The 22,745-nt window shown below is 67.8% G+C and carries 21 protein-coding genes; 6 read left to right on the top strand and 15 right to left on the bottom strand.

The window, feature by feature from the left end:
* Nucleotides 1-95 precede the first annotated feature (95 nt).
* From guaA to E3T22_RS04810, 5 genes are read right to left on the bottom strand one after another with little or no spacing between them, the layout of a single operon-like run.
* Nucleotides 96-1,775 carry a glutamine-hydrolyzing GMP synthase gene (guaA, locus tag E3T22_RS04830; protein WP_255416755.1) on the bottom strand — a complete coding sequence of 560 codons (1,680 nt, stop codon included), beginning with the start codon at nucleotides 1,773-1,775 and terminating at the stop codon, nucleotides 96-98.
* Nucleotides 1,772-2,209: a DUF3817 domain-containing protein gene (locus tag E3T22_RS04825; protein WP_103432178.1), complete on the bottom strand. Its 438-nt coding sequence runs from the start codon at nucleotides 2,207-2,209 to the stop codon at nucleotides 1,772-1,774. Before E3T22_RS04825 ends, guaA begins: the two co-directional genes overlap by 4 nt.
* 9 nt (nucleotides 2,210-2,218) lie before the next feature.
* Complete coding sequence (locus E3T22_RS04820) at nucleotides 2,219-3,058, bottom strand: SURF1 family cytochrome oxidase biogenesis protein (RefSeq protein WP_206750958.1); 840 nt, start codon at nucleotides 3,056-3,058, stop codon at nucleotides 2,219-2,221.
* Between the two features lie 5 nt (nucleotides 3,059-3,063).
* Complete coding sequence (locus E3T22_RS04815; RefSeq protein ID WP_088457128.1) at nucleotides 3,064-4,422, bottom strand: cation:proton antiporter; 1,359 nt, start codon at nucleotides 4,420-4,422, stop codon at nucleotides 3,064-3,066.
* A gap of 3 nt (nucleotides 4,423-4,425) precedes the next feature.
* On the bottom strand, nucleotides 4,426-4,953 hold the full coding sequence (locus E3T22_RS04810; RefSeq protein ID WP_134479934.1) for a cation:proton antiporter regulatory subunit: 528 nt from the start codon (nucleotides 4,951-4,953) through the stop codon (nucleotides 4,426-4,428).
* A gap of 318 nt (nucleotides 4,954-5,271) precedes the next feature.
* Here E3T22_RS04810 and E3T22_RS04805 point away from each other — a divergent pair, with 318 nt between their 5' ends.
* Nucleotides 5,272-6,246 carry a hypothetical protein gene (locus tag E3T22_RS04805; RefSeq protein ID WP_134479936.1) on the top strand — a complete coding sequence of 325 codons (975 nt, stop codon included), beginning with the start codon at nucleotides 5,272-5,274 and terminating at the stop codon, nucleotides 6,244-6,246.
* 111 nt (nucleotides 6,247-6,357) lie between these two features.
* Here the strand turns inward: E3T22_RS04805 and E3T22_RS04800 are convergent, their stop codons facing one another.
* From E3T22_RS04800 to guaB, 3 genes are all read right to left on the bottom strand, one after another.
* The gene (locus E3T22_RS04800; RefSeq protein ID WP_088457131.1) at nucleotides 6,358-8,082 is read right to left on the bottom strand and encodes a glycerol-3-phosphate dehydrogenase/oxidase; all 1,725 of its coding nucleotides are present in this window, start codon (nucleotides 8,080-8,082) and stop codon (nucleotides 6,358-6,360) included.
* A gap of 49 nt (nucleotides 8,083-8,131) precedes the next feature.
* Entirely contained in the window at nucleotides 8,132-9,241 is a 1,110-nt protein-coding gene (locus E3T22_RS04795) for a GuaB3 family IMP dehydrogenase-related protein (RefSeq protein WP_088457132.1), read from the bottom strand.
* Between the two features lie 125 nt (nucleotides 9,242-9,366).
* On the bottom strand, nucleotides 9,367-10,869 hold the full coding sequence (gene guaB, locus E3T22_RS04790) for an IMP dehydrogenase (protein ID WP_103459177.1): 1,503 nt from the start codon (nucleotides 10,867-10,869) through the stop codon (nucleotides 9,367-9,369).
* Nucleotides 10,870-11,104: 235 nt separating this feature from the next.
* On the opposite strand from guaB, the gene E3T22_RS04785 reads away from it, so the two are divergent.
* From E3T22_RS04785 to E3T22_RS04770, 4 genes are read left to right on the top strand one after another with little or no spacing between them, the layout of a single operon-like run.
* A complete protein-coding gene (locus E3T22_RS04785) occupies nucleotides 11,105-12,412 on the top strand; it encodes a branched-chain amino acid ABC transporter permease (protein ID WP_370291329.1) in 1,308 nt (435 codons plus the stop codon).
* Nucleotides 12,413-12,424: 12 nt separating this feature from the next.
* Nucleotides 12,425-13,405 carry a branched-chain amino acid ABC transporter permease gene (locus tag E3T22_RS04780; RefSeq protein ID WP_088458110.1) on the top strand — a complete coding sequence of 327 codons (981 nt, stop codon included), beginning with the start codon at nucleotides 12,425-12,427 and terminating at the stop codon, nucleotides 13,403-13,405.
* A gap of 37 nt (nucleotides 13,406-13,442) precedes the next feature.
* Entirely contained in the window at nucleotides 13,443-14,318 is an 876-nt protein-coding gene (locus E3T22_RS04775; RefSeq protein WP_088457135.1) for an ABC transporter ATP-binding protein, read from the top strand.
* Entirely contained in the window at nucleotides 14,305-15,075 is a 771-nt protein-coding gene (locus E3T22_RS04770) for an ABC transporter ATP-binding protein (protein ID WP_088457136.1), read from the top strand. Before E3T22_RS04775 ends, E3T22_RS04770 begins: the two co-directional genes overlap by 14 nt.
* Nucleotides 15,076-15,458: 383 nt before the next feature.
* Here E3T22_RS04770 and E3T22_RS04765 read toward each other — a convergent pair whose 3' ends face one another.
* The 3 genes from E3T22_RS04765 to groES all read right to left on the bottom strand — a co-directional run bounded on the left by E3T22_RS04765 (nucleotide 15,459) and on the right by groES (nucleotide 18,286).
* Nucleotides 15,459-16,754, bottom strand: a complete 1,296-nt coding sequence (locus tag E3T22_RS04765; protein ID WP_088457137.1) for an ABC transporter substrate-binding protein — start codon at nucleotides 16,752-16,754, stop codon at nucleotides 15,459-15,461.
* Between the two features lie 170 nt (nucleotides 16,755-16,924).
* A complete protein-coding gene (rarD, locus tag E3T22_RS04760) occupies nucleotides 16,925-17,845 on the bottom strand; it encodes an EamA family transporter RarD (protein ID WP_088457138.1) in 921 nt (306 codons plus the stop codon).
* Between the two features lie 144 nt (nucleotides 17,846-17,989).
* On the bottom strand, nucleotides 17,990-18,286 hold the full coding sequence (gene groES, locus E3T22_RS04755; RefSeq protein ID WP_066597535.1) for a co-chaperone GroES: 297 nt from the start codon (nucleotides 18,284-18,286) through the stop codon (nucleotides 17,990-17,992).
* Between the two features lie 144 nt (nucleotides 18,287-18,430).
* Here groES and E3T22_RS04750 point away from each other — a divergent pair, with 144 nt between their 5' ends.
* The gene (locus tag E3T22_RS04750) at nucleotides 18,431-19,618 is read left to right on the top strand and encodes an SAM-dependent methyltransferase (RefSeq protein ID WP_134408923.1); all 1,188 of its coding nucleotides are present in this window, start codon (nucleotides 18,431-18,433) and stop codon (nucleotides 19,616-19,618) included.
* Between the two features lie 28 nt (nucleotides 19,619-19,646).
* Here E3T22_RS04750 and E3T22_RS04745 read toward each other — a convergent pair whose 3' ends face one another.
* The 4 genes from E3T22_RS04745 to tsaD form a co-directional block, all read right to left on the bottom strand.
* Entirely contained in the window at nucleotides 19,647-20,147 is a 501-nt protein-coding gene (locus E3T22_RS04745; protein ID WP_088457140.1) for a hypothetical protein, read from the bottom strand.
* Nucleotides 20,148-20,183: 36 nt separating this feature from the next.
* On the bottom strand, nucleotides 20,184-20,849 hold the full coding sequence (locus tag E3T22_RS04740; RefSeq protein ID WP_166789263.1) for a DUF4190 domain-containing protein: 666 nt from the start codon (nucleotides 20,847-20,849) through the stop codon (nucleotides 20,184-20,186).
* 100 nt (nucleotides 20,850-20,949) lie between these two features.
* Complete coding sequence (locus E3T22_RS04735; RefSeq protein ID WP_134479939.1) at nucleotides 20,950-21,375, bottom strand: DUF4190 domain-containing protein; 426 nt, start codon at nucleotides 21,373-21,375, stop codon at nucleotides 20,950-20,952.
* A 174-nt stretch (nucleotides 21,376-21,549) separates the two neighbouring features.
* Complete coding sequence (gene tsaD, locus E3T22_RS04730; RefSeq protein WP_134479952.1) at nucleotides 21,550-22,599, bottom strand: tRNA (adenosine(37)-N6)-threonylcarbamoyltransferase complex transferase subunit TsaD; 1,050 nt, start codon at nucleotides 22,597-22,599, stop codon at nucleotides 21,550-21,552.
* Nucleotides 22,600-22,745 lie beyond the last annotated feature (146 nt).

Raw genomic sequence — 22,745 nt, 5'->3', positions numbered from 1 at the left:
TGACCCGCATACCGCGCCCGTGGCCCCCTAACGACGGAAGCACCCTCGCGCAAGGCGAGGGTGCTTCCGGCACAACTACGGGAGCGGCGGAACGCCTACTCCCATTCGATGGTCCCCGGCGGCTTCGACGTGACGTCGAGAACCACGCGGTTGACCCCGTCGACCTCGTTGGTGATGCGGTTGGAGATCTTCGCGAGCAGGTCGTACGGCAGGCGGGTCCAGTCGGCCGTCATGGCGTCCTCGGAGGACACCGGGCGCAGCACGATCGGGTGACCGTAGGTGCGGCCGTCGCCCTGCACGCCCACCGAGCGCACGTCGGCCAGCAGCACCACGGGGCACTGCCAGATCTCCCGGTCAAGGCCCGCGGCGGTCAGTTCGGCGCGCACGATCGCATCCGCCTGGCGCAGCAGGTCCAGACGCTCCTGGGTCACCTCGCCGACGATGCGGATGCCCAGGCCGGGTCCGGGGAACGGCTGGCGTTGCACGATCTCGGCGGGGAGGCCCAGCTCGGCGCCGATGGCCCGCACCTCGTCCTTGAACAGGGCGCGCAGCGGCTCGACCAGCTCGAACTGCAGGTCCTCTGGCAGGCCGCCCACGTTGTGGTGACTCTTGATGTTGGCGGTGCCGCTGCCGCCGCCGGACTCGACGACGTCGGGGTACAGGGTGCCCTGCACGAGGAAGCGGATCGGGTCGCCGTCGATCTCCGCGGCCTCCTTGATGAGCTCGGCCTGAGCCTGCTCGAAGGTGCGGATGAACTCGCGGCCGATGATCTTGCGCTTGGTCTCCGGGTCGCTGACGCCGGCCAGCGCGTTGATGAACTGCTCGCGCACATCCACCGTGACCAGGCGGATGCCGGTGGCCTTGACGTAGTCTTCTTCGACCTGGCGGCGCTCATCCTCGCGCAGCAGGCCGTGGTCCACGAACACACAAACCAGCTGGTCGCCGATGGCCTTGTGCACCAGGGCGGCGGCGACGGCGGAATCGACCCCGCCGGAGAGACCGCAGATGACCTTGCCCGTGCCCACCTGAGCCTGAATCAGCGCGACCTGCTCCGCGATGACGTTGCCGCTGTTCCAGTCGGCGGGGATGCCGGCGGCGCGGTGCAGGAAGTTCTCCAGCACGTGCTGGCCGTGCGCGGAGTGCTTGACCTCGGGGTGCCACTGCACGCCGTAGAGCTGGCGTTCGTCATTGGCGAACGCGGCCACAGGGGTCGACACCGTGGAGGCGAGCACCGTGAAGCCGTCGGGGGCCTTGGACACCGAGTCGCCGTGGCTCATCCACACGGTCTGCTCGGCGGGCTGGTCGGCGAGCAGCGCGTTGGTGCTGTCGGAGACGACCACCGGGGTGGAACCGTATTCGCGCTGGCCGGTGTGCGAGACCTCGCCGCCGAGGGCGGTGGCCATCACCTGGAAGCCGTAGCAGATGCCCAGCACCGGGATGCCGAGGTCGAAGATCGCCGGGTCGAAGGTGGGGGCACCCTCGGCGTAGACGCTGGACGGTCCGCCGGAGAGCACGATGCCGATGGGGTTCTTCTCGGCGACCTCCGCGGCGGTGATCGAGTGCGCCACGATCTCCGAGTACACGGATGCCTCGCGCACGCGCCGGGCGATCAACTGCGCGTACTGCGCGCCGAAGTCCACCACGAGCACCGGGCGGCTGATGCCGGAGGTGGCAACTGAAGCGGCGCCTTCCTCGGTTCCGATCAGGTTCTCCAGGCCCTCAGCGCCCTCGGCGCCGTCGGCGCCCACGACGTCCATCGGGTTCACGGCGCTCATGCGCGGACCCCGCTTTCGACGGCGGCGACGGGGTGCGCGGCGAGATATGCCTTGACCCGCTGGCCGACCTTAGCCTCGAGGAAGAAGGACAGGAATGGGATGATGCCTCCGAGTGCGATGAGTAGGAAGGTGGGGAAAGGCCAGCGCATGATGCTCCAGATGCGGAAATCGGCGAACAGATACAGAACGTAGAACCAGCCGTGCACCATCAGCAGTCCGGTGCTCAGATTGACGGCCGTTACGGTGCCATCCGGCACCAGGGCCAGGAAACCGTTCGGGCCGCCGGCTTCAAGCTCGGTGCCGAAGAGGTACTTGGCGATCACCTCGGCGCAGAGCAGTAGCAGCAGAACACCGGTGATGATCGACGAGACCTGGTACAGCCGAAGCGCACCGGGGATTCTGGGCAGGTCGGCGGGCTTGGGTTCAAGTGGCATGGGCTAATTCTACGGGGCGTTGGCGTGCGACCGGTCGGTGCCAGCGGCCGGGCCGGCTGCCTCGTCCGGCGTACCGGCGGCGTCCTCGGCCGCAGCGGCAGCGGCGACCTCGGCCTCCTCGGTTTCGCGCTCCCAGGCATCCCGCACCAGGCGGTACCAGAGGAACACGGCGAAGCCGGCGAAGACGACCCACTCGAGGGCGTAGAAGATGTTCAGCCAGTTCAACGGAACCTCGACTTCGGGCTCCGGGGAGTCGATGACCGTCAGACCGTCGGGGGCGACGGTGTCGACGATGTAGCCCTGGTAGACGGACTGGTCGGACCAGTTGGCCCAGAGGTTGATCAGCGCCGCGGTGGACACCGTGGTCATCGTGTGCGGGTCGGCGTCTTCGTCGGGCAGCGCGGGCGCCTCGGACGAGAGGAACCGGCCGGTGAGCGGCTGGAGGGACAGGATCGACATCTGTGTGGCGAGCCGTTCGCGGACCGCGGCCGCCTGGTCGGCGTCTGCGGTCCAGCCGCGGGCCACCGCGATGCTGGCACCCTCATCGGTGACGAAGTGGCTGACTACCCAGAAACCGGATCCGCCGCCGTTGTGTCGGCCGCTGATGATCTGCTCGTCACCGGCCACGAACGAGCCGATCGTCTCGATCATCTGGCCCTCCGCGACCTTCGCGGGCGGCCCATCCGGTGACACCGTGTCTTTGAGTGGTTGCACGGTCTCGGTGGTGCGCTCGATGACCTCGCCGGACGAGATGGCGCGGGCCAGCTGCCACTGGCCGAGGGCAGCGAAGGCGCCGGCGATGGCCAACGCCAGCAGCAGCGCGGCGATCCACCGGGGCCGCACCATCATGCGCATCATGAGTAATCACCCGTCTGGTCGTCCTGGCCGGCCTGGTCGGTTTTTTTCTTCGGGGTCGGGTACGTGTCGGAGATGAAGTCCACCATCGGGTCGCCGGATTTCTGGTCATGGGTGACCGCCTCAACCAGAGCGATCTCTTCGGCGCGCATGGCGTCTCGCTCCGGGGTGCGGGTGGGCGGATGCGCCGCTCGGGAGCGCCGGCTGAGGGCAGCGCCGATCTTCTCCGAGTTGGCGGTGAACAGGGGGCCGAGGATCGCCATGGTCAGCACGTAGAGGCCCGCGAAGGGCTGCAGCCGCGGGTCAAGGCCGGCGCTGACCGACAGGGTTGCCAGGATCAGGGTGAACTCGCCGCGGTTGACGAAGATCGCGGCGGTGTTCAGTCCTTCGCGCAGCCCCATCTGGTGCATCCGGGCCAACAGCGCGCCCGAGGCCAGGCTGAGCGCGAAGGTCATCACGATGGCGATTCCCACCAGGACGATGACCGAGCCGAATTCGGCCACGTTCAGCGCCAGGCCGAAGTTGAGGAAGAAGAACGCCCCGAAGACGTCGCGCAGCGGCACCGCCACCCGTTCGATGCGGCCCCGGTAGGTGCTCGCGCCCAGGACCACGCCAATAAGGAATGCGCCGATGGCGTCGGTGACGCCGATGATCTCGCCGATGCCGGCGAAGAGCACGGCCAGGCCGAAGAACAGGATGGTGAAGAGTTCGTCGTCCTTGGTGCGCATCAGTCTGGACACGACCCGGCCGCCCCACCGGGCGACGGAGAACATCACCACGAGGAACAGGAACGCGATGCCCAGTTGCAGCACGATCGGCCAGATCTCGGTCTTGCCGCTGAGCACCACGGACACGATGGCCAGGTACACGGCGATGAAGATGTCACCGACGACGGTCACCCCGAGGATCATCGGGGTTTCCTTGTTGGCCAGCCGGCGCAGTTCGATGAGCAGTTTGGTGATGATCGCACTGGACGAGGTGCCGGTCATGCCCGCGATGACCAGGGCTTCCCTGGCGCCCCAGCCTGTCATCAGGCCGAACGCGAACCCGGCGCCCATGTTGATCAGGATCCAGGAGCCGCCGGAGATCAGCAGTTTTCCGGCGTCGCCGAAGAAGGCCTCCTGGTCGAACTCGAGCCCCAGGCTGAACAGGAGCAGGATGAGCCCGAAGACCGCGATCAGTTCGATGTCGGCCGAATTGAAGTCCAGCGGGAACCATCCGGTGTACGGGCTGGCCAGCAGGCCCACGATCATGTAGATCGGGATCGACGGCAGGCCGATCAGTTTGCCCAACCGGCCGAGCACGTAGGCCACCACGAGCAGGATGCCCAGGGTGAGGAGATCTTCACCGAGGTGCATCGGCTACCCTCCTGGCGGCGCGTCGGCGGGCTTGGACGTGATCGCACCGGTGCGGAAGAAGGCGAAGGCCTTCGCCACCTTCTCGGGAGAGCCGGCCACGACGAGGGTGTCGCCGGGGAAGACCTTGAAGTCGGGCGCGGGCGCGGGGTTGGCGGATTCGCCGCGCACCACGGCCACCACCGTGAGCCCGGCGATGCCGCGCTCGGCGGGGTTGCCCAGCGGCTGGCCGGCGATGTGGTCTTCGTAGTCCACGGTGAACCAGTCGATGCTGAGCCCGGGGATCTGGTCGAGCGCGGTGAGCGACTCGGTGATCTGGGTGCCGCCGAGCAGTTCGGCGAGGGTGTGCGCCTCGTCCTCGCTCAGGCGCAGCGACACCTTGCTGGCGTCGGGGCCACCCTCGTCGTCGGCGAAGGTGATCAGATCGCTGTGACCGGAGCGGTGCGCGATGACACCGACCTTGCCGCCGTCGTCGGTGATGAAGGTGTGCAGTACACCCACACCGGGGAGCTTGACCCGTCGAACGTCAACCATGGTGCGACTCCTGAAGGCTTGAGGGCGGTCTAGTCATTCTACCGGAGCGTGTTCGCCGGTCGGGCGGGCCGCGGCACCGGCGCATCCGCTCGGCTCGCCCCGCCCCGTGATTGCCCCGGGACGGGTTCGGTGCGCCTCCTACGGGTGACGGCGCCCGCTATAGCGGGCGCGATCGGCCACACGAGGTGCAGTGACGGGCGGGTCGGGCGGGCGGGTTGGGCGGTCGGTCTGCGATCCACAGCCTGGGGACGGGCCGAGGAAGTGCACAGATACGTCCCGCCGCCGCCGCCGGGCCCGACGATGCGCCAGCCTCGGGGCATGACCACCACATCATCAGGCAGCCTGGACGTCCTCGCCGCGTTGTCCGGCCACAGCGGGCTCATCCTGGCGAGCGACGCGGCGCGAGTCGGCCTCCACCACGAGCTCCGCCGAGAATACGAACGTCACACCGTCATCCGCCTCCGCCGCGGGGTGTACACACGCGCTGCCGAGTGGGATGCCCTGGGCGCGGATGCGCGTTACCTCCGTCGGATCCACGCACATGCCGCCACGGCGGAGGCACCGGCTGTGTACTCGCACGTCTCGGCGGCGGCGCTATGGGGATTGCCGATTGTTGGTGCCTGGCCGGCGGATATTCACCTTGCCACCACGACGGCGGCGGGCGGACGGTCCCGGCGCGGCGTGATCCGTCATCCGCAGGAGCACAGCCTCGACGTCGTGGAGCACGAGGGGCTTCGGGTGACCTCGGTCGCGGCGACCGCGGTGGCACTCGCCAGGGTGCTCAGGTTCGGCCAGGCGGTGGCGGTCGTGGACAAAGCCATCCACCAATCACGCGACGGTCACGCCCTGGCGACCCGAGCAGACCTCGACCGCGCGTTCGACCAGCTCGGGCGGGTTACCGGTCGCGCGGCCGCTGGGCGGGTCCTGGAGTTCGCTTCACCGCTCTCCGGGTCGTCCGGAGAATCGATCAGCCGGGCCGGAATCTTCTTGCTGGGTTTTCTCCTGCCCGAGTTACAGGTGCCACACTGGGATCACGCGGGCCTGATCGGGTTCACCGACTTCTTCTGGCGCTCCGTCGGCAGGGTCGGCGAATTCGATGGGCACGGTAAGTACCTGCGCGACGAGTTCACCGGCGGACGCTCCACTGCCGATATCGTCATGGCCGAAAAGATACGGGAAGACCGACTGCGCGCACTGGGGTTGGGCGTGTTCCGGTGGGACTGGTCGGTTGCCACATCCCTCCCTGCTCTGGGAGATCTCCTCACCCGCAACGGCATCCCCCGGGCTCGCTGAGAGCGCGACCTCACCCGCTGCGACCCGCGCCGCTCACTGCACCTCGTACGGGCGACCGCGCCCGCTATAGCGGGCGCGGTCGCCGACAGGAGGCGCAGTGACCCCGCGGGCTCAGCTCGTCACGATGTCCGGCGCCTCCAACCGCACCCGGTCGGCGGATTCGTCGTCGGGCTGGGTCTGCGAGGCCCGTTCGGCGGCGACCCGCTTGAGGTAGATCGACACCTCCCGCTCCTCACGCTCGGTGTCCCAGCCGAGCACCTCGGCCAACAGCCGGGCCGCGACGGGTGCCGCGGACACCCCGCGGTCCCAGGCCTCGATGGAGATGCGGGTGCGTCGGGCGAGCACGTCCTCGAGGTGCAGCGCGCCCATGTGGGTGGCGGCGTACACAACCTCGGCCTGGATGTAGTCGTCGGCGCCGGGCAACGGGTCGGCCAGCTCCGGCTTCTCTTTGATCAGGTCGAGCAGTTCGTCGGTGAGGGTGCCGTAGCGGTTGAGCAGGTGCTCGATGCGCACGGTGTGCAGGTTGAACGCATGGGCGATCTTGCCGCGCTTGTTCCACGCCGCCCGGTAGCCCTCGGCGCCGAGCAACGGGATCTCCTTGGTCGTGGACGGCGGAACCAGCCCGTCGAGGGCATCCACCGCGGCGTCGATCGCGTCCTTGGCCATCACCCTGTAGGTGGTCCACTTGCCGCCGGCGATCACTACCAGGCCGGGCACCGAGTGCCCGACGAGGTGCTCGCGGGAGAGCTTGGAGGTCTGCTCGGACTCCCCCGCCAGCAGCGGGCGGAGGCCGGCGTAGACACCCTCCACGTCTTCCCGGGTCAGCGGCACCTGCAGCACGGCGTTGACGTGTTCGAGCAGGTAGTCGATGTCCGCGGCCGTGGCGGCCGGATGCGCCTTGTCCAGGTGCCAGTCGGTGTCGGTGGTGCCGATCAGCCAGTGCCGACCCCACGGGATCACGAAGAGCACGCTCTTCTCGGTGCGCAGCAGCAGGCCCATCGACGACTGGAACCTGTCCCGCGGCACGACGAGGTGGATGCCCTTGGACGCGCGCACCTTGAAGGTGCCGCGTTCGCCGACCATCCGCTGGGTGTCGTCGGTCCAGACGCCGGTGGCGTTGACGACCTGCTTGGCCCGCACCTCGAAGCGCTCCCCTGTCTGCAGGTCGTGCGCCTGCACGCCGACGACCCGTTCGCCCACCTTGAGGAAACCCTCCACCCGCACCCGGCTGGCCACGTGGGCGCCGTAGGCCGATGCCGTGCGCGCCAGCGACGCCACGTAGAGTGCGTCGTCGACCTGAGCGTCGTAGTAGGTGATGCCGCCGACGAGGGCGTCGTGGCTGAGGCTGGGCACCAGCTTCGCCACCTGGCTGCGGCTGAGGTGCCGGTGGTGCGGCACGCCGGGCCGACCGCCGATATAGGAGAGCACGTCGTAGAGCAGCATCCCGGCGCCCACATAGCCGCGTTCGACGACCCGCTTCTGCAGCGGGTAGAGAAAGCGCACCGGCTTGACCAGGTGCGGGGCGATGCGCTTGAGCAGCAGACCGCGTTCGGTGAGGGCCTCCCGCACCAGCCGAAAGTCGAGCTGTTCCAGGTAGCGGATGCCGCCGTGCACGAGCTTCGACGAGCGGCTGGAGGTACCCGACGCCCAGTCTCTGGCCTCGAGCATGCCCACGCTCAGCCCGCGGGTGACGGCATCCAGCGCGCTGCCGGTGCCGACGATGCCGCCGCCGACCACGAGAATGTCGAGTTCCTTGGATTTGAGGCGTTCGATCGCCGCCGCGCGTTCCTCAGGTCCGAGCTTCGTGGACCTGGTAACCGAGTTATCGTGCGTCATCTGCAAACTCCCATCGCCATCGGTGGTGCTTGCTTCGACGCTAGTTCACTCAGTACGGCGCGACAACTACCTCAACCCGTTGAAATTCCTTGATTCCGCTGTAGCCGGTGGTCGCCATCGAGCGGCGCAGGGCGCCGACCAGGTTAGCGGTGCCGTCGGCGACCGGTGCCGGTCCGTAGAGGATCGCCTCGAGCGGGGCGACGGTGCCGACCTCCACGCGCTTGCCGCGGGGCAGCTGCGAGTGGTGGGCTTCGGCACCCCAGTGGAAACCGCCGCCGGGGGCGTCGGTGGCGCGGGCCAGGGCGGTACCGAGCATCACGGCATCCGCACCGCAGGCTATGGCCTTGACGATGTCGCCGGAGGTGCTCAGCCCGCCGTCGGCGATCACGTGCACGTAGCGGCCGCCGGATTCGTCCATGTAGTCGCGGCGAGCGCCGGCGACGTCGGCCACGGCGGTGGCCATGGGGGCGTGGATACCGAGGCTGGTGCGGGTGGTGGACGCCGCGCCGCCGCCGAAGCCGACGAGCACGCCGGCCGCGCCGGTGCGCATCAGGTGCAGCGCCGCGGTGTAGGTGGCGGCGCCGCCGACGATGACGGGAACGTCGAGGTCGTAGATGAACTTCTTGAGGTTCAGCGGCTCCTGGTTGCGCGAGACGTGCTCGGCACTGACCGTGGTGCCGCGGATGACGAAGAGGTCGACGCCGGCGGCGACGACGGTCTCGTAGAGCTCCTGGGTGCGCTGCGGCGACAGGGCGGCCGCGACGGTGACGCCGGCGGCGCGGATCTCGGCGAGACGCTCGGTGACCAGGGCCGGCTTGATCGGCTCGGCGTAGATTTCCTGCATGCGCGCCGTGGTCTTGTCGGCGGGCAGCTCACGGATCTCGGCCAGCAGCGGCTCCGGGTTCTCGTACCGGGTCCAGAGGCCCTCGAGGTCCAGGACACCGAGGCCGCCCAGCTGGCCCATCATGATCGCCGTCGTCGGGGAGACGACGGAGTCCATCGGGGCGGCAAGGAACGGGATGTCGAACTGGTAGGCGTCGATGGACCAGCCGACCGACACATCCTCGGGGTCACGGGTGCGCCGACTGGGCACCACCGCGATGTCGTCGAAGGCGTATACGCGGCGTGCGCGCTTGGACCGGCCGATTTCGATTTCCATACTCACCCGCTCAGTTTAGTCGCAGCCCGCACTCAGCCCCGCCCCCGACCCTTCTGTTGCCAAAACGGACATGTGCGCCCGGCGTACCGGGCGCACATGTCCGTTAGGGCAACAGTTACGGGATGTTAGCGGCGGTAGTTGGGCGCCTCGACCACGATCTGCACGTCGTGCGGGTGGCTCTCCTTCAGGCCCGCGGCGGTGATGCGCACGAACTTGCCCTTCTGCTTGAGCTCGTCGATGGTGCGCGCGCCCACGTAGAACATCGACTGGCGCAGCCCGCCGATGAGCTGGTACGCCACGTTCGACACCGGGCCACGGTAGGGCACCTGGCCCTCGATGCCCTCGGGGATGAGCTTGTCGTCGCTGGGCACATCCGACTGGAAGTAACGGTCCTTCGAGTAGGAGGTCTTGTTGCCACGGGTCTGCAGCGCGCCCAGCGATCCCATGCCGCGGTAGGTCTTGAACTGCTTGCCGTTGACGAAGACGAGCTCGCCGGGGCTTTCGTCGCAGCCGGCCAGCAGGGAGCCGAGCATCACGGTGTCGGCGCCGGCGACGAGCGCCTTGGCGATGTCACCGGAGTACTGCAGTCCGCCGTCGGCGATGACCGGCACGCCGGTCTCCCGTGCGGCCAGGGAAGCCTGGTAGACCGCGGTGATCTGCGGCACGCCCACGCCGGCGACGATGCGGGTGGTGCAGATCGAGCCGGGGCCCACGCCCACCTTGATGGCATCCGCGCCCGCGTCGATGAGCGCCTGCGCGCCGGAGCGGGTGGCGACGTTGCCGCCGATGACGTCGACGTCGGCGAAGGCCGAGTCGGACTTCAGCTTGCGGATGATCTCGAGCACGCCGGCGCTGTCGCCGTTGGCGGTGTCGACCACGAGAACGTCAACGCCCGCCTCGAGCAGGGCGGATGCCCGGCGCCAGGCGTCACCGAAGAAGCCGATGGCCGCGCCGACGCGCAGGCGCCCGGCGTCGTCCTTGGTGGCGTTGGGGTATTCCTCGCTCTTGTCGAAGTCCTTGACGGTGATCAGGCCGGTCAACCGGCCGGCGTCGTCGACGAGCGGCAGCTTCTCGATCTTGTGGGTGGCGAAGATGGCCACGGCGTCCATGGGGGCCATGCCCACCTTGCCGGTGATCAGCGGCGACGTGGTCATGACCTCGCGCACCCGGGTGGTGTGCTTGGCCACGGCGGAGACGAAGCGCATGTCGCGGTTGGTGATGATGCCCACGAGCACACCGTCGTTGTCGACGACCGGCAGGCCGCTGATGCGGAACTGCCCGCAGAGGGCATCCACCTCGGCCACGGTGGCGTCGGGCGAAGTCGTTACCGGATTGGTAATCATGCCGGATTCGCTGCGCTTGACCAGGTCCACCTGCTCGGCCTGGTCGGCGATCGACAGGTTGCGGTGCAAGATGCCCAGGCCGCCTTCACGAGCCATGGCGATGGCCATGCGGGTCTCGGTGACGGTGTCCATCGCGCTGGACAACAGCGGCGTCGCGACGCTGATTCTGCGGGTTAGCCGGGACTTTGTCTCGGCCTCGCTCGGAATGACGTCGGTGTGACCCGGCAGGAGAAGGACGTCGTCGTAGGTGAGTCCGGTGAAACCGAACGGATCTGGCTGATCCATGAAACCCCTTTTGCATTCGCGGATATGGAAAAAAGTCCGGAAATCCCTGGGATGCAACCGGTACTCAATGTTAAGCGACGATGCGCTTGGCGCATTCCGCGATCCAAAATCGATTGCCCTGAATTCGGCGTACGAAACATATGCGACATAATCGGCACGTACTGTCAGCAAGGTCGCTGGCAGGCAAGTCCGTGCCAGTTCGAATACGCACCGACGGTGCCGCCATGGAGGTGCAGTGAGCAATACACACGCTGTCCGCAGATTCACGCCCAGGATGATGGTGCTGCTTTTCGGCCTACTCCTGACCGCCCTGACGTTTTCAACGTTCGCGGCGAGCGCGGCTCATGCCGACGAGATCAACACTGACCAGTACGAATATGTGCTCTCGGGAAATGTGCAATTCGGTGGCGAACCCATCGAAGACGTGCTCATCTCCGTTGAAGGCTCCGGCTACGAGGCCGAGGTCGTCACGGATGCCGAGGGCAAGTGGCGCATCGGCGTTCCGGAGAAGGAGACCTACACGGTCACCCTCGACGAGGACACTCTCCCTAAAGGTGTGGTCGTCGCCAAGGGCGGTGCCGAGATCGAAGCCGAGTTCGGCCTCACCCAGGTGAAGTCGGTGAACTTCTTCCTCGGCGAGGGCGAACGCACGACGGTCAGCTTCTTCGACCAGTTCGTGAACCGCTTCGTCAACGGTCTGAACTTCGGTTTGCTGCTGGCCTTGGCCGCGATCGGCATGTCGCTGATCTTCGGCACCACGGGCCTGAGCAACTTCGCGCACGCGGAGATGATCACCTTCGGCGCGTTGGCCACCCTCACCCTCAGCACGACGCTCGGGCTGCCGATCTGGCTGGCGATCCTGTTGGCGATCGCCCTCAGCGGGCTGTTGGGCTTCGGGCTCGACGCCACCATCTGGAAACCCCTGCGGAAGAAGGGCGTCGGGTTGATCCCGCTGATGATCGTCAGCATCGGCCTCTCGCTGGCGCTGCGGTACACCTTCCAGCTGTTCTACGGCGGCGGCACCAGCCAGCTGCCCGGCTCCGGCATGACCGACCTCAAGTTCGGCCCGATCTCGCTGTCGCCGATCGACCTCGCCAGCATGGGTATCAGCATCGTCGTGCTTCTCGCGGTCTCCTACTTCCTGCTGCGCACCCGGATCGGCAAGGCCACCAGGGCCGTTTCCGACAACCCCAGCCTCGCCTCCGCCAGCGGCATCGACGTGGATGGTGTCATCCGCATCGTCTGGATCGTCGGCGGGTCGCTCGCCGGCCTCTCCGGTGTGCTCTGGGCCTACTTCCGGCCGGGGGTCAGTTGGGACATGGGCTTCCAGATCCTGCTGCTGGTTTTCGCTGCCACCACCCTCGGCGGTCTCGGCACGGCGTTCGGCGCCCTCGTGGGATCGATCATCGTGGGCCTGTTCGTCGAGATGTCGACGCTGTGGATTCCGTCCGACCTGAAATACGTCGGTGCACTTGTCGTTTTGATCCTGGTGCTGCTGCTTCGGCCGCAAGGCATCTTGGGTCGCAAAGAGAGAATTGGCTAGGGGCTGACGATGATCGACTGGGGAGCAATCTTTAGCAACGCGGCCGTCGAGCTGATCAGCCCGACCACCGCCGCCTACGCCCTCGCGGCGTTGGGACTGGCAATTCACTTCGGCTACACCGGCCTGCTCAACTTCGGCCAGGCCGGCTTCATGGCCCTCGGCGCCTATGGGTACGCCATCTCGACCCTGAGCTTCGGCTTCCCGGTCTGGGCGGCGGTGCTCGTCGGGATCGGCGCATCCGTGATCTTCGCGTTGGTTCTGGGTATCCCGACCCTGCGGTTGCGGGCGGACTACCTGGCCATCGTCACCATCGCGGCCGCGGAGATCGTGCGCCTACTGTTCACGACCAACACCTTCGAACCGATCACCGGTTCGGCCAACGGGCTCAGCGGGTACAAGGGCGGATTCGCTGCCCTCAACCCGATCCCCGACGGCACCTACGGGTTCGGTCCGTTCGAGTACAACGCCTACGACTGGTGGCTGCGCATCGTGGCCTGGACCATCGTGATCCTCGCCTGCCTGTTCACCTGGCAGATCATGCGCAGCCCGTGGGGCCGCGTGATCAAGGGCATCCGCGAGGACGAAGACGCCGTTCGCGCCCTGGGCAAGAACGTGTACTTCTACAAGATGCAGTCGCTGATCCTCGGTGGCGTCTTCGGCACCATCGCGGGCATGATCTTCGTGCTGCCGCGTGCCGTGGTGCCGTCGAACTACCAGACCTCGCTGACGTTCTTCGTCTACGCCATCCTGCTGCTCGGTGGAGCGGCGACCATCCTCGGTCCGGTCATCGGCTCGATGGTCTTCTGGGTGCTGCTGTCGTTCTTCTCCGGGTTCATCGCCCGGGCCGTGGAGGCCGGCTGGATCCCGTTCCTGACGAGCATCCAGGCCGGACAGCTGCGTTTCATCCTGGTGGGCGTCGCGATCATGCTCATTGTGATCTACAGACCCCAGGGCATCTTCGGAAACAAGAAGGAGCTGGCTTTTGTCAAGTAACAGTGTTCCCACCGGCAAGCCCGTCAAGACAGTTGACATGCACATCGGCGAGGCCGTCCCCGGCTGCAAGAAGAAGGACCCGATCCTCGTGGTCGACGGCGTCAGCCGCACCTTCGGCGGCCTCAAGGCGGTGGATGTCGAGCACCTCGAGATTCCCCGCGGCGCCATCACCGCTCTGATCGGGCCGAACGGGGCCGGCAAGACCACCCTGTTCAACCTGCTCACCGGGTTCGACAAGCCGGACACCGGCTCGTGGACCTTCGAGGGCACCCCCATCGGCGGCATGGCCGCGTTCAAGGTCGCCCGGATGGGTCAGGTGCGCACCTTCCAGCTCACCAAGGCCCTGGGCCTGCTGACGGTGATGGACAATATGCTGCTCGGCGCGAAGGCGCAGGTGGGCGAGAACCTGTTCCGCGCCGTCCTGCCGTTCCTCTGGCGTCAGCAGGAGGCCGACAACAAGGTCAAGGCGCTGGACCTGCTCACCCGGTTCAAGCTCGACACCAAGAAGGACGACTACGCGGCCAGCCTCTCCGGCGGGCAGCGCAAGCTCCTCGAAATGGCACGGGCGCTGATGAGCGACCCCACCCTGGTGATGCTCGACGAGCCCATGGCCGGCGTCAACCCGGCGTTGACTCAGTCGCTGCTCGACCACATCCTCAACCTCAAGGCCGAAGGCATGAGCGTGCTCTTCGTTGAGCACGACATGCACATGGTGCGGCACATCGCCGACTGGGTGATCGTGATGGCCGAGGGCAAGGTGGTCGCCGAGGGCGACCCGCACGAGGTGATGCGCAATCAGGCTGTCATCGACGCGTACCTGGGCCAGCACCACGACGAGGACCTCGGTGAGGATCCCGACGCCGAGAAGGAACATGTCGGAGCCATTAAGGAGCTGCTCGATGACGAACTCTAGCCCGCTGATCGACGCCACCCCGGCCCCGGTGCGGAAGGCGGTCGTCGAGGTCAAGAACGTGACGGCCGGGTACGTGCCCGGCGTCAACATCCTCAACGAATGCTCGCTCACCGCCTACGACGGCGAACTGATCGGCATCATCGGCCCGAACGGGGCCGGCAAGTCGACCCTGCTCAAGTCGATCTTCGGCCTGGTCAAGGTACGCGAGGGCGAGATCCGGTTGCGCGGTGACGACATCACGAACCTCAAGGCCAACAAGCTGGTCGCCAAGGGCGTGGGCTTCGTGCCGCAGACCAACAACGTCTTCCCGACGCTGACGATCCAGGAGAACCTGGAGATGGGCATGTACCAGAAGCCCAAGGGCCTGGCCGAGCGGCTCGAGTTCGTCACCGAGATCTTCCCGGAGCTGCGCAAGCGCCTCGGCCAGCGGGCCGGGTCGCTTTCCGGCGGCGAGCGCCAGATGGTGGCGATGTCGCGGGCGCTGATGATGGGCCCGCACGTGCTGCTGCTCGACGAGCCTTCGGCCGGTTTGTCCCCGGTGCGTCAGGACGAGGCGTTCCTGCGGGTGAAGGAGATCAACAAGGCCGGCGTGACCACGATCATGGTGGAGCAGAACGCCCGCCGCTGCCTGCAGATCTGCGACCGAGGCTACGTGCTCGATCAGGGTCGGGATGCCTACACCGGCACCGGGCGGGAGCTGCTGAACGACCCCAAGGTGATCGGCCTGTACCTGGGCACCCTGGGTCAGGACGACTAACCCTCCCCGCACCATCCGCACCACCGACTTGCCCCGTTGCGGACGAGTTGCCCCGGTCTACCGGGGCAACTGGTCCGCAGCGGGGCATCTCGCGTTTCACCGGCGGCGCCAGGAGCCGTTCTGACGCCCTTGGCCGCCCCAGCCGCGCAGCTCCGCGCCTCCGCCGCCTTAAGACCCGCAGCGGGCCCGTGGCGGCCGCCATCTACTGGCCGGCCTCCGCTGCTGCCGCCCACGGCTGCCGCTCCCCCTGGCCGGCATCCGGCGCCCCGTCACTCGGCGGTGACCGGCCACTGGGCACGCGAAAGGGCCCCGGCCGAAGCCGGGGCCCTTCTGTGCGTGTCGCGGTACGTCTGCTGTGGTGTACCGCGAGTCAGCGGGGGTGACTAGTTGATGCGGCTGTACTTGTTGTCTGCACCGAATTCGAAGATGCCGATGGTTGCGTCGGTCGGGTCGCCGTTCTCGTCGAACGTGATCGTGCCGGAGTAACCGTCGTAGTCGATCTGCTTGCCCTCGGCGAGGAGCGCGGCGCCCGACGCGAAGTCGGTGACCTTCTCGCCCTCACCGGAGCCACCGGATACCTGCTGGAGGTACTTGGCGATCGACTCACCCGACACGTCGTTGGCTGCGTACGCAGCCAGGGCGATCAGGATGACGGCGTCGTAGGATTCAGCCGCGTAGCTGAAGTCGGTCAGGGCCGGGTCGATCTCGAGCAGACGGCCGGTGAAGTCACCGAGGGTCGCGGTGTCCAGGCCGGGCAGCGTGCCCTTCGAGCCCTCGATCAGGCCGGCAGCGAAGTCCTCGCTGTAGTCGGCCAGGTTGCCGTCGACGAAGTACAGCTTGTCGCCGGGGAAGCCGCTCGCCACGAGGTCCGGGGTGATGACCTTGGCCTGGTCGAACGTGATCAGAGCGATCGCGTCGGGGTTGGCCGCGGTGACTTCGGCGATCTGGGCCGAGAAGTTGGCGTCGCCCTCGTTGAAGCTCGCGCTGGCGACGACCTCTCCGCCGGCAGCCTCGAAGGCCGTGGTGGTGAACTCGGCCAGGCCGGTTCCGTAGGCGTCGTTGAGCACGATCAGGCCCAGGGTGCTGTTGCCGTCTTCGGCGATCAGGTTGCCCAGGACTTCACCCTGCAGGATGTCGGACGGAGCGGTGCGCCAGAAGAGCCCCTTGTCGTCGTAGTCCGTGAAGTCGGCCGAGGTGTTGGCCGGCGAGAACTGCACGACGCCGGCGCCGGTGATCTGGTCGATGACGGTCTTGGAGACACCCGAGGACGCCGCACCGACGATCGCCGAGACATCCTGCGAGAGCAGGTCGGTCACGGAGACGGTGGCGGTATCGGTCGTGGTGTCGCCCGAGTCGCGGAGGATGGCTTCGATGTCGATGCCCAGGCCGGCAGCTTTGATCTCCTCGACGGCGAGCTGAACACCGGCTTCTTCGGGCGGGCCGAGGAAGGCGAGCCCACCACTCTGGGGGAGGATCGTGCCGACCTTCAGGTCCAGGGCGCGGTCGCCGGCGGTGATCTCAGCGACAGTGCTTTCCGCCGCGGGTGCGTCCGAAGCGGCCGGCTCGGCTGCGTCGGTGCTGCATCCGGTGAGCAGAAGGGCGCTGACGCCGAAGATGGCGACGCCGGTGACGACGGCGCGGGCCGAGCGGGAGGCCGAGGCCTTCGCGAATACGCTCATGTTGCTCCTAGGGTAAGGGGAATCGAAGGTTAGAGCACGGCAAACGATCGTTGCCGTGCTGCAAAGGTATTCACCCGAACGACATCAAACAAGGCGGTCGTGTTACAGCCGTGTAACGCGACCAAATCGTTACGAACGGCCCCCTGATCAGGATGCTTGGCTCTGAGCCCCTAAATCGGGTCGATAACCGGCCGGCGCTGCGCCCGCCCCGCCCGCACCATATCGACGGTCAGCACGATCAGCGCGAGCCAGACCAACCCGAATCCGAGCCACCGTTCCGGCGGCATCGGCTCGTGCAGGATGACCACGCCGGCGATGAATTGCAGCACCGGTGCGAGGTACTGCACGAGTCCCATCGTGGTCAACGGCAGGCGCCGGGACGCGGCCGCGAAGAAGAGCAGCGGCACCGCGGTGAGCACACCGGTGCCGATCAGCGCGATGGTGTGCACCGTCGAGACGGTGCCGAAGGTGAGGCCGGAGATCAGCGAGACCACGACCAGTTGGATGATCGCGATCGGCGTGAGCCAGAGAGTTTCCAGGGTCAGCCCGGAGAGCGCGTCGATGTGACCGCCGACCCGCTTCTTGATCAGGCCGTAGAAGCCGAAGGAGAACGCCAGGATCAGGGAGATCCAGGGCACGGTGCCGTAGCCGACGCTGAGCACGATCACGGCGATGAAGCTGATCACCACGGCAGCCCACTGGGCCCTGCGCAGCTTCTCGTGTAGCACCAGGACGCCCAGCAGCACCGTGATGATCGGGTTGATGAAATAGCCCAGCGCCGTTTCGACGACGCGGCCGCTCAGGGTGCCGAGGATGAAGGTCTGCCAGTTGATGAAGATCAACACCCCGGCCAGCCCCATCGTCCACACGATGCGCGGCGAACGCAGTGCGGCCACGAGCGGCCGCCAGGCCCGGGTGGCCAGGATCAGGACCGCGCAGAACACCAGCGAGAACAGCACCCGCCAGGCCACGATCTCGAACGCTCCGGTCGGGGCCAGGAAAAGGAAATACAGCGGCAGGAATCCCCACATGCCGTAGGCGCAGATCGCGAAGATGAGGCCCGTGCTCGCGGAACTGCGGACCGGGCGCATCCCGCTCCGGGCCGCATCCACCGGCTCGGTCGGCTCGGCGGCCCCGGTGGGATCTGTCGGATTCTCGTGCACGTTGCTACCCCTCTGGACGCGAAAAATCCCGGATGGCCGAGGCCATCCGGGATTCAACGATATGCGGTGTGACTAGCGAACGACGACCGCGAGAACGTCGCGAGCCGACAGAACGAGGAGGTCCTCGCCACCGAACTTGACTTCGGTTCCACCGTACTTGGAGTAGATCACCTTGTCGCCGACGGCGACGTCGAGCGGGATGCGGTTGCCGTTGTCGTCGATGCGGCCGGGGCCGACGGCGACAACTTCGCCTTCCTGGGGCTTCTCTTTGGCGGTGTCCGGGATCACAAGTCCGGAAGCGGTGGTCTGTTCTGCATCCACCTGCTTGATGACGATGCGATCTTCGAGCGGCTTGATGGAGACCGACACGGTTGACCTCTTTCTTAGCTAAGACGTAGTTAGCAGACTCACAGCGAGAGTGCTAAGTCGAGTTTAGGGCGCAACTGGCACTCACGCAACGTGAGTGCCAGAGTGCTCGGGGTGCGGCCCGGTTTGGCTTGATAGGTTTGCGGGATGGAACGCGCCGAGCTCGTTGAGCTGCTCTCACCCGAAGGCCTGCGCCTGCTGGACTCCCTGCCCGTCTACGAGGCCGGTGCCGACGTCGTGCGCACGGTCAGTGCCCTACGCAAGGCCGGGCACTCCCCCGCCCTGGTCAACGCGGTGCTCTACCAGTCCCGGCTGCGGGCGAAGGCGACGGGCAAGTTCGGCGACTTTGCCAGCCGGATGCTGTTCACCGAGGCCGGCCTGGAGCAGGCCACCCGGTTGCGGGTCGCCGCCCTGCACGCCGGCCGGTTCGTGGAGGCCGGCCTCACCCGGGTCGCCGACGTGGGCTGCGGCATCGGCGGCGACGCCATGGCGATGGCCGCGATGGAGCTGACGGTGACCGCGATCGACGTCGACGAGGTCACCGCCACGGTCGCCAGCTTCAACCTGGCCCCCTTCCCGACCTCCTCAGTGCGCTGCGCCGACGCGGCCGACATCGACCCCACCGAGTTCGACGCGCTCTGGTTCGACCCGGCCCGCCGCACGGCCGGGCACGGCAACACCAGCCGGCTCACCCGGTCAGAGGACTACTCCCCCAACCTCGATGACGTCTACGCCCTGAGCAAACGGATGCCCGTCGGCGTCAAGCTCGGTCCCGGCCACGACCGCGACCAGATCCCCGAGACCGCGGAGGCCCAGTGGGTGTCGGTGGACGGCAAGCTGGTGGAGATGGGGCTGTGGTTCGGTGCGCTCGCGCGGCCGGGCATCCGCCGGTCGGCGCTACTGCTCAGCAAGGACGGAGTCGCGGAGCTGACCGCGCCTGCCGACAGCGAGGATGTGGCTGTCGGCGAGCTCGGCGACTACGTGTACGAACCCGACGGCGCCATCATCCGCGCCCGGCTGATCGGTGACCTCGCCCGATCGATGGATGCGTCGATGCTCAGCGAGGGCTTGGCCTACCTGACCAGCCCGACGCTGACCCGCACCCCGTTCGCCACGGCGTTCCGGGTGCTCGAGGTGCTGCCCACCGACGAGAAGAAGCTGCGGCTGGCGCTGGCTGAACGGAAGATCGGCACCCTGGAGATCAAGAAGCGCGGCGTGGATGTGGATCCGGCGACCCTGCGCACCCGGTTGAAGCTCAAGGGCCCGGAATCGGCCACCCTGGTGGTGACCCGCGCGGCCGGGCACAAGGTGGCGCTGCTGGTGGAACGGGTCTGACCGGCGTCAGCCGGCTCGCGGGTTCGGCTCAGCCGAAGTAGGCGGGCAGCATCCGGGTGATCACGACGAACCACAGCACCGCCATCAGGATGCCCAACAGACCGCTGAGCAGGCCGAGGAGCCAGAGGCCGCCGGAGCGGCGCTCCACGTACCTGGCCACCAGAGCGAGCACGACCGCGGCGATGCTCAGGGGCGCCCCCCAGATCACGAATATGCCGGCCAGCACCCCGAGCACCCCGCAGACCGCGGCAGCGACGCCGAGACCACGGCGGGCCGCATGGGTCTGGATCTCGGCGGTGGTGTACACGTACGGCACCCACTCGGTGGGCGCGGTGATGGTGGACTCGTAGGCGAGCTCGCCGGCGACCGGCGGCCGGGTCAGGTCGGGCGAACGCCCGGCGGGTGCCCGCAGCTCAGCGGCCCTGGCCTCGGCAGCCCGCGCCTGTGCGCGCGACAACGCCGGCGTCCCGGCGGGCGGAACTGACTGCTCCCGCTCCGCCCGGGTTTCGGGCTGCCCGGACTGCGACATGCGTGTGGACTCGATTCTCGACTACTCGCTGTGCGGTTAGTAGTTGTAATTGTTCATCGGCACGGTCGCGAACACCAGCGCCCAGAGCAGAATGCTGAGCAGCGCCAGGGCGATACCCACGAAGCCTGTGATGATCCCGGTCAGCCAGAAGCCCTTGCCGTTCGGTTCCTTGTTGCGGGCGATGAAACCCAGGACCACGCCGGCGGCCGGCAAGATGATGGCGAGGATGCCACCGAAAATCGGGAAGAACGCAACCGGGGACCCGAGGATGCCGATGACACCGGCGATCATCGACAGGATGCTCAGGATCGGCTGCTTGGTGGCCGACGGCATCCCGGGCTGGCCGGCGTAGTAGCCGGCGGCGGGGCCGCCAGAGGGCGGCGGGGTGCCGTAACCGGAGCCCGGCGGGGTGTAGCCCGGCGGCGGCGAACCGTAGGGCGGCGGGGTGCCCTCGCTCGGGGCGGGCGGGCCGTAGGCGGGCGGCGGCGTCGGCTGGCCGGCCGGACTCACCGGCGGAACCGGCGGCGGCGGCTGGGCGCCCGACGGGGTGGATTCGGCATCGCCGGCGGGGCCGCTCTGGCGATCCGGTGGGCCGCCGGCCATGCTGTCCTGCGGGAAGTCGGGCACCTGCGGCACGTCGGGGACCTGCGGCACGCTCGGAACCTGGGGAACCTCGGGATGTGGTGTGTTCGGATCGGTCATGATCGTCATTCCTTTCCTGTGAACGCCTGGTCTGATCCAGGCCGCCCGGCCGCCCGATCGGGCGGCCGGGGTGGCCGGCGAGCGCGGTCTGCCGAGCCTTCTAGTAGGTGGTGTACGAGCCTTCGCTGATGCCCGCCATGATCACGCCGATCGTGACGATGAGGAAGATGAGTCCGCTGATCAGGCCGACGTAGCCGAGCACGAGGCCGGCGATGGCGAGGCCGCGACCCTTTTCGCCGGTGCGCTTGATCTGGCTGAGCGCAATGTGGCCGCAGATCACGGCGGCGAGGGACACGATGAACGCGCTGACCAGGGAGATGATCGCGAGAACGTTCCACTTATCGCCGGCGGCCGGCTGCCCGTAGCCCTGCGGTGCGTAGGCCTGCGGGGCGGCGGGTGCGGCGCCGTAGGCCGGGGCGGCCGGGGTTGCACCGTAGGCCGGCGGCGCGGGCGGGGAGTAGGCCGGCGGCGGCGTGGGCTCGTTCGAGTCCGGCTTGTTCACGGCGGGCTGGTTCGGGTCGGTCATGGGTGACTCCTTCACGTGGTGCAGCGTAGGGAATGCAAGGGCACTGGGTGCGATGGGTGCGATGGGTGCCATAGTGGCACCCGCGCCGTGGGGGTGTCAACGTGCTGGCTCTGCGTAAAACCCCCACCATGACAGTATCGCGTCCGCGCGAGAAACTCTTGGTGAGATGCGGTTTCAGGCCTGGATGAGGCCCACCGGGAGGGTAGAGTCCGCCCCGAAATCGAGGGTGGAGGGCGCGCGCCCCGCCATGATCAGCTGCGCGCCGAGCGCCGCGATCATGGCGCCGTTGTCGGTGCAGAGCGACAGGGGCGGGATGCGCAGCGCGATACCGGCCGCATCCGTGCGTTCCTGGGCCACCTGGCGCAACCGCGCATTGGCGATCACCCCGCCGCCGAGCAGCAGCCTGGGCACCCCGAGGTCGGTGCAGGCCGCGACGGCCTTGGTGAGCAGCACGTCGACGACGGCCTCGCGGAAGCTCGCCGCAACGTCATTGATCGGCACGGTTTCGCCGGAGTCACGCTTCTGTTCCACCCACCGGGCCACCGAGGTCTTCAGGCCGGAGAAGGAGAAGTCATAGCGGTGCTTGGCGACATCCTTCTGGTGGCTGAGGCCGCGCGGGAAACGGATGGCGGTGGGGTCGCCGGTGACCGCGACCCTGTCGATCTGCGGCCCGCCGGGGTAGGGCAGGCCGAGCACCCTGGCGACCTTGTCGAAGGCCTCACCGGCGGCATCGTCGATGGTCTCGCCGAGCAGCTCCACGTCGGAGACCAGGTCGCGCACCAGCAGCAGCGAGGTGTGCCCCCCGGAGACCAGCAGGGCGATGGTGGGGTACTCCAGCGGCGCATCTGTGTCGACGCCCTCGCCGCGCAGCAGGTCGGCGCCCACGTGGCCGACGAGGTGGTTGACGGCGTAGATCGGCACGTCCAGCGCCACCGCGAGCGATTTGGCAGCGCCGACGCCGACCATGAGTGCACCGGCGAGGCCGGGTCCGCTGGTGACGGCGATGGCGTCGATCTCGTCGAGCCGGATGCCGGCTTCAGCGACGGCCGCGTGGATGGCGGGCACCATCTCTTCGAGGTGGGCGCGAGCGGCAACCTCCGGCACGACGCCGCCGTAGCGGGCATGCTCGTCCATCGACGAGGCGATGGTGTTGGAGAGCAAGGTGGTGCCGCGCACAATGCCGATGCCGGTCTCGTCGCAGGAGGTTTCGATGCCGAGCACCAGCGGGTTGGTGCGGTTGAGCGGGCGGGCCGGGGCGGCTGATGCGGCAGGGTCGGCGGCGGGTGCGGCCGGGTCGGCAGCGGGTGCGGCCGGGTCGGCAGCGGGTGCGGCCGGGTCGGCAGCGGGTGCGGCCGGGTCGGCAGCGGGTG

Origin of the sequence: Cryobacterium sp. TMB3-10 (assembly GCF_004402305.1) — a bacterium.
GTDB lineage: Bacteria > Actinomycetota > Actinomycetes > Actinomycetales > Microbacteriaceae > Cryobacterium > Cryobacterium zongtaii.
Note: the sequence above shows the minus strand (reverse complement) of the source record. Positions and strands in the feature narration are given on the sequence as shown.

Coding starts and splice junctions, on each gene's coding strand:
- E3T22_RS04820 (WP_206750958.1), bottom strand. CDS start 3,058: ATGATGGTGCGGCCCCGGTGGATCGCCGCGCTGCTGCTGGCGTTGGCC.
- E3T22_RS04750 (WP_134408923.1), top strand. CDS start 18,431: ATGGAACGCGCCGAGCTCGTTGAGCTGCTCTCACCCGAAGGCCTGCGC.
- E3T22_RS04800 (WP_088457131.1), bottom strand. CDS start 8,082: ATGACGCACGATAACTCGGTTACCAGGTCCACGAAGCTCGGACCTGAG.
- E3T22_RS04775 (WP_088457135.1), top strand. CDS start 13,443: ATGCACATCGGCGAGGCCGTCCCCGGCTGCAAGAAGAAGGACCCGATC.
- E3T22_RS04805 (WP_134479936.1), top strand. CDS start 5,272: ATGACCACCACATCATCAGGCAGCCTGGACGTCCTCGCCGCGTTGTCC.
- E3T22_RS04810 (WP_134479934.1), bottom strand. CDS start 4,953: ATGGTTGACGTTCGACGGGTCAAGCTCCCCGGTGTGGGTGTACTGCAC.
- E3T22_RS04770 (WP_088457136.1), top strand. CDS start 14,305: ATGACGAACTCTAGCCCGCTGATCGACGCCACCCCGGCCCCGGTGCGG.
- E3T22_RS04795 (WP_088457132.1), bottom strand. CDS start 9,241: ATGGAAATCGAAATCGGCCGGTCCAAGCGCGCACGCCGCGTATACGCC.
- guaB (WP_103459177.1), bottom strand. CDS start 10,869: ATGGATCAGCCAGATCCGTTCGGTTTCACCGGACTCACCTACGACGAC.
- E3T22_RS04815 (WP_088457128.1), bottom strand. CDS start 4,422: ATGCACCTCGGTGAAGATCTCCTCACCCTGGGCATCCTGCTCGTGGTG.
- guaA (WP_255416755.1), bottom strand. CDS start 1,775: ATGAGCGCCGTGAACCCGATGGACGTCGTGGGCGCCGACGGCGCCGAG.
- E3T22_RS04735 (WP_134479939.1), bottom strand. CDS start 21,375: ATGACCGACCCGAACCAGCCCGCCGTGAACAAGCCGGACTCGAACGAG.
- E3T22_RS04825 (WP_103432178.1), bottom strand. CDS start 2,209: ATGCCACTTGAACCCAAGCCCGCCGACCTGCCCAGAATCCCCGGTGCG.
- E3T22_RS04745 (WP_088457140.1), bottom strand. CDS start 20,147: ATGTCGCAGTCCGGGCAGCCCGAAACCCGGGCGGAGCGGGAGCAGTCA.
- E3T22_RS04765 (WP_088457137.1), bottom strand. CDS start 16,754: ATGAGCGTATTCGCGAAGGCCTCGGCCTCCCGCTCGGCCCGCGCCGTC.
- E3T22_RS04740 (WP_166789263.1), bottom strand. CDS start 20,849: ATGACCGATCCGAACACACCACATCCCGAGGTTCCCCAGGTTCCGAGC.
- rarD (WP_088457138.1), bottom strand. CDS start 17,845: ATGCGCCCGGTCCGCAGTTCCGCGAGCACGGGCCTCATCTTCGCGATC.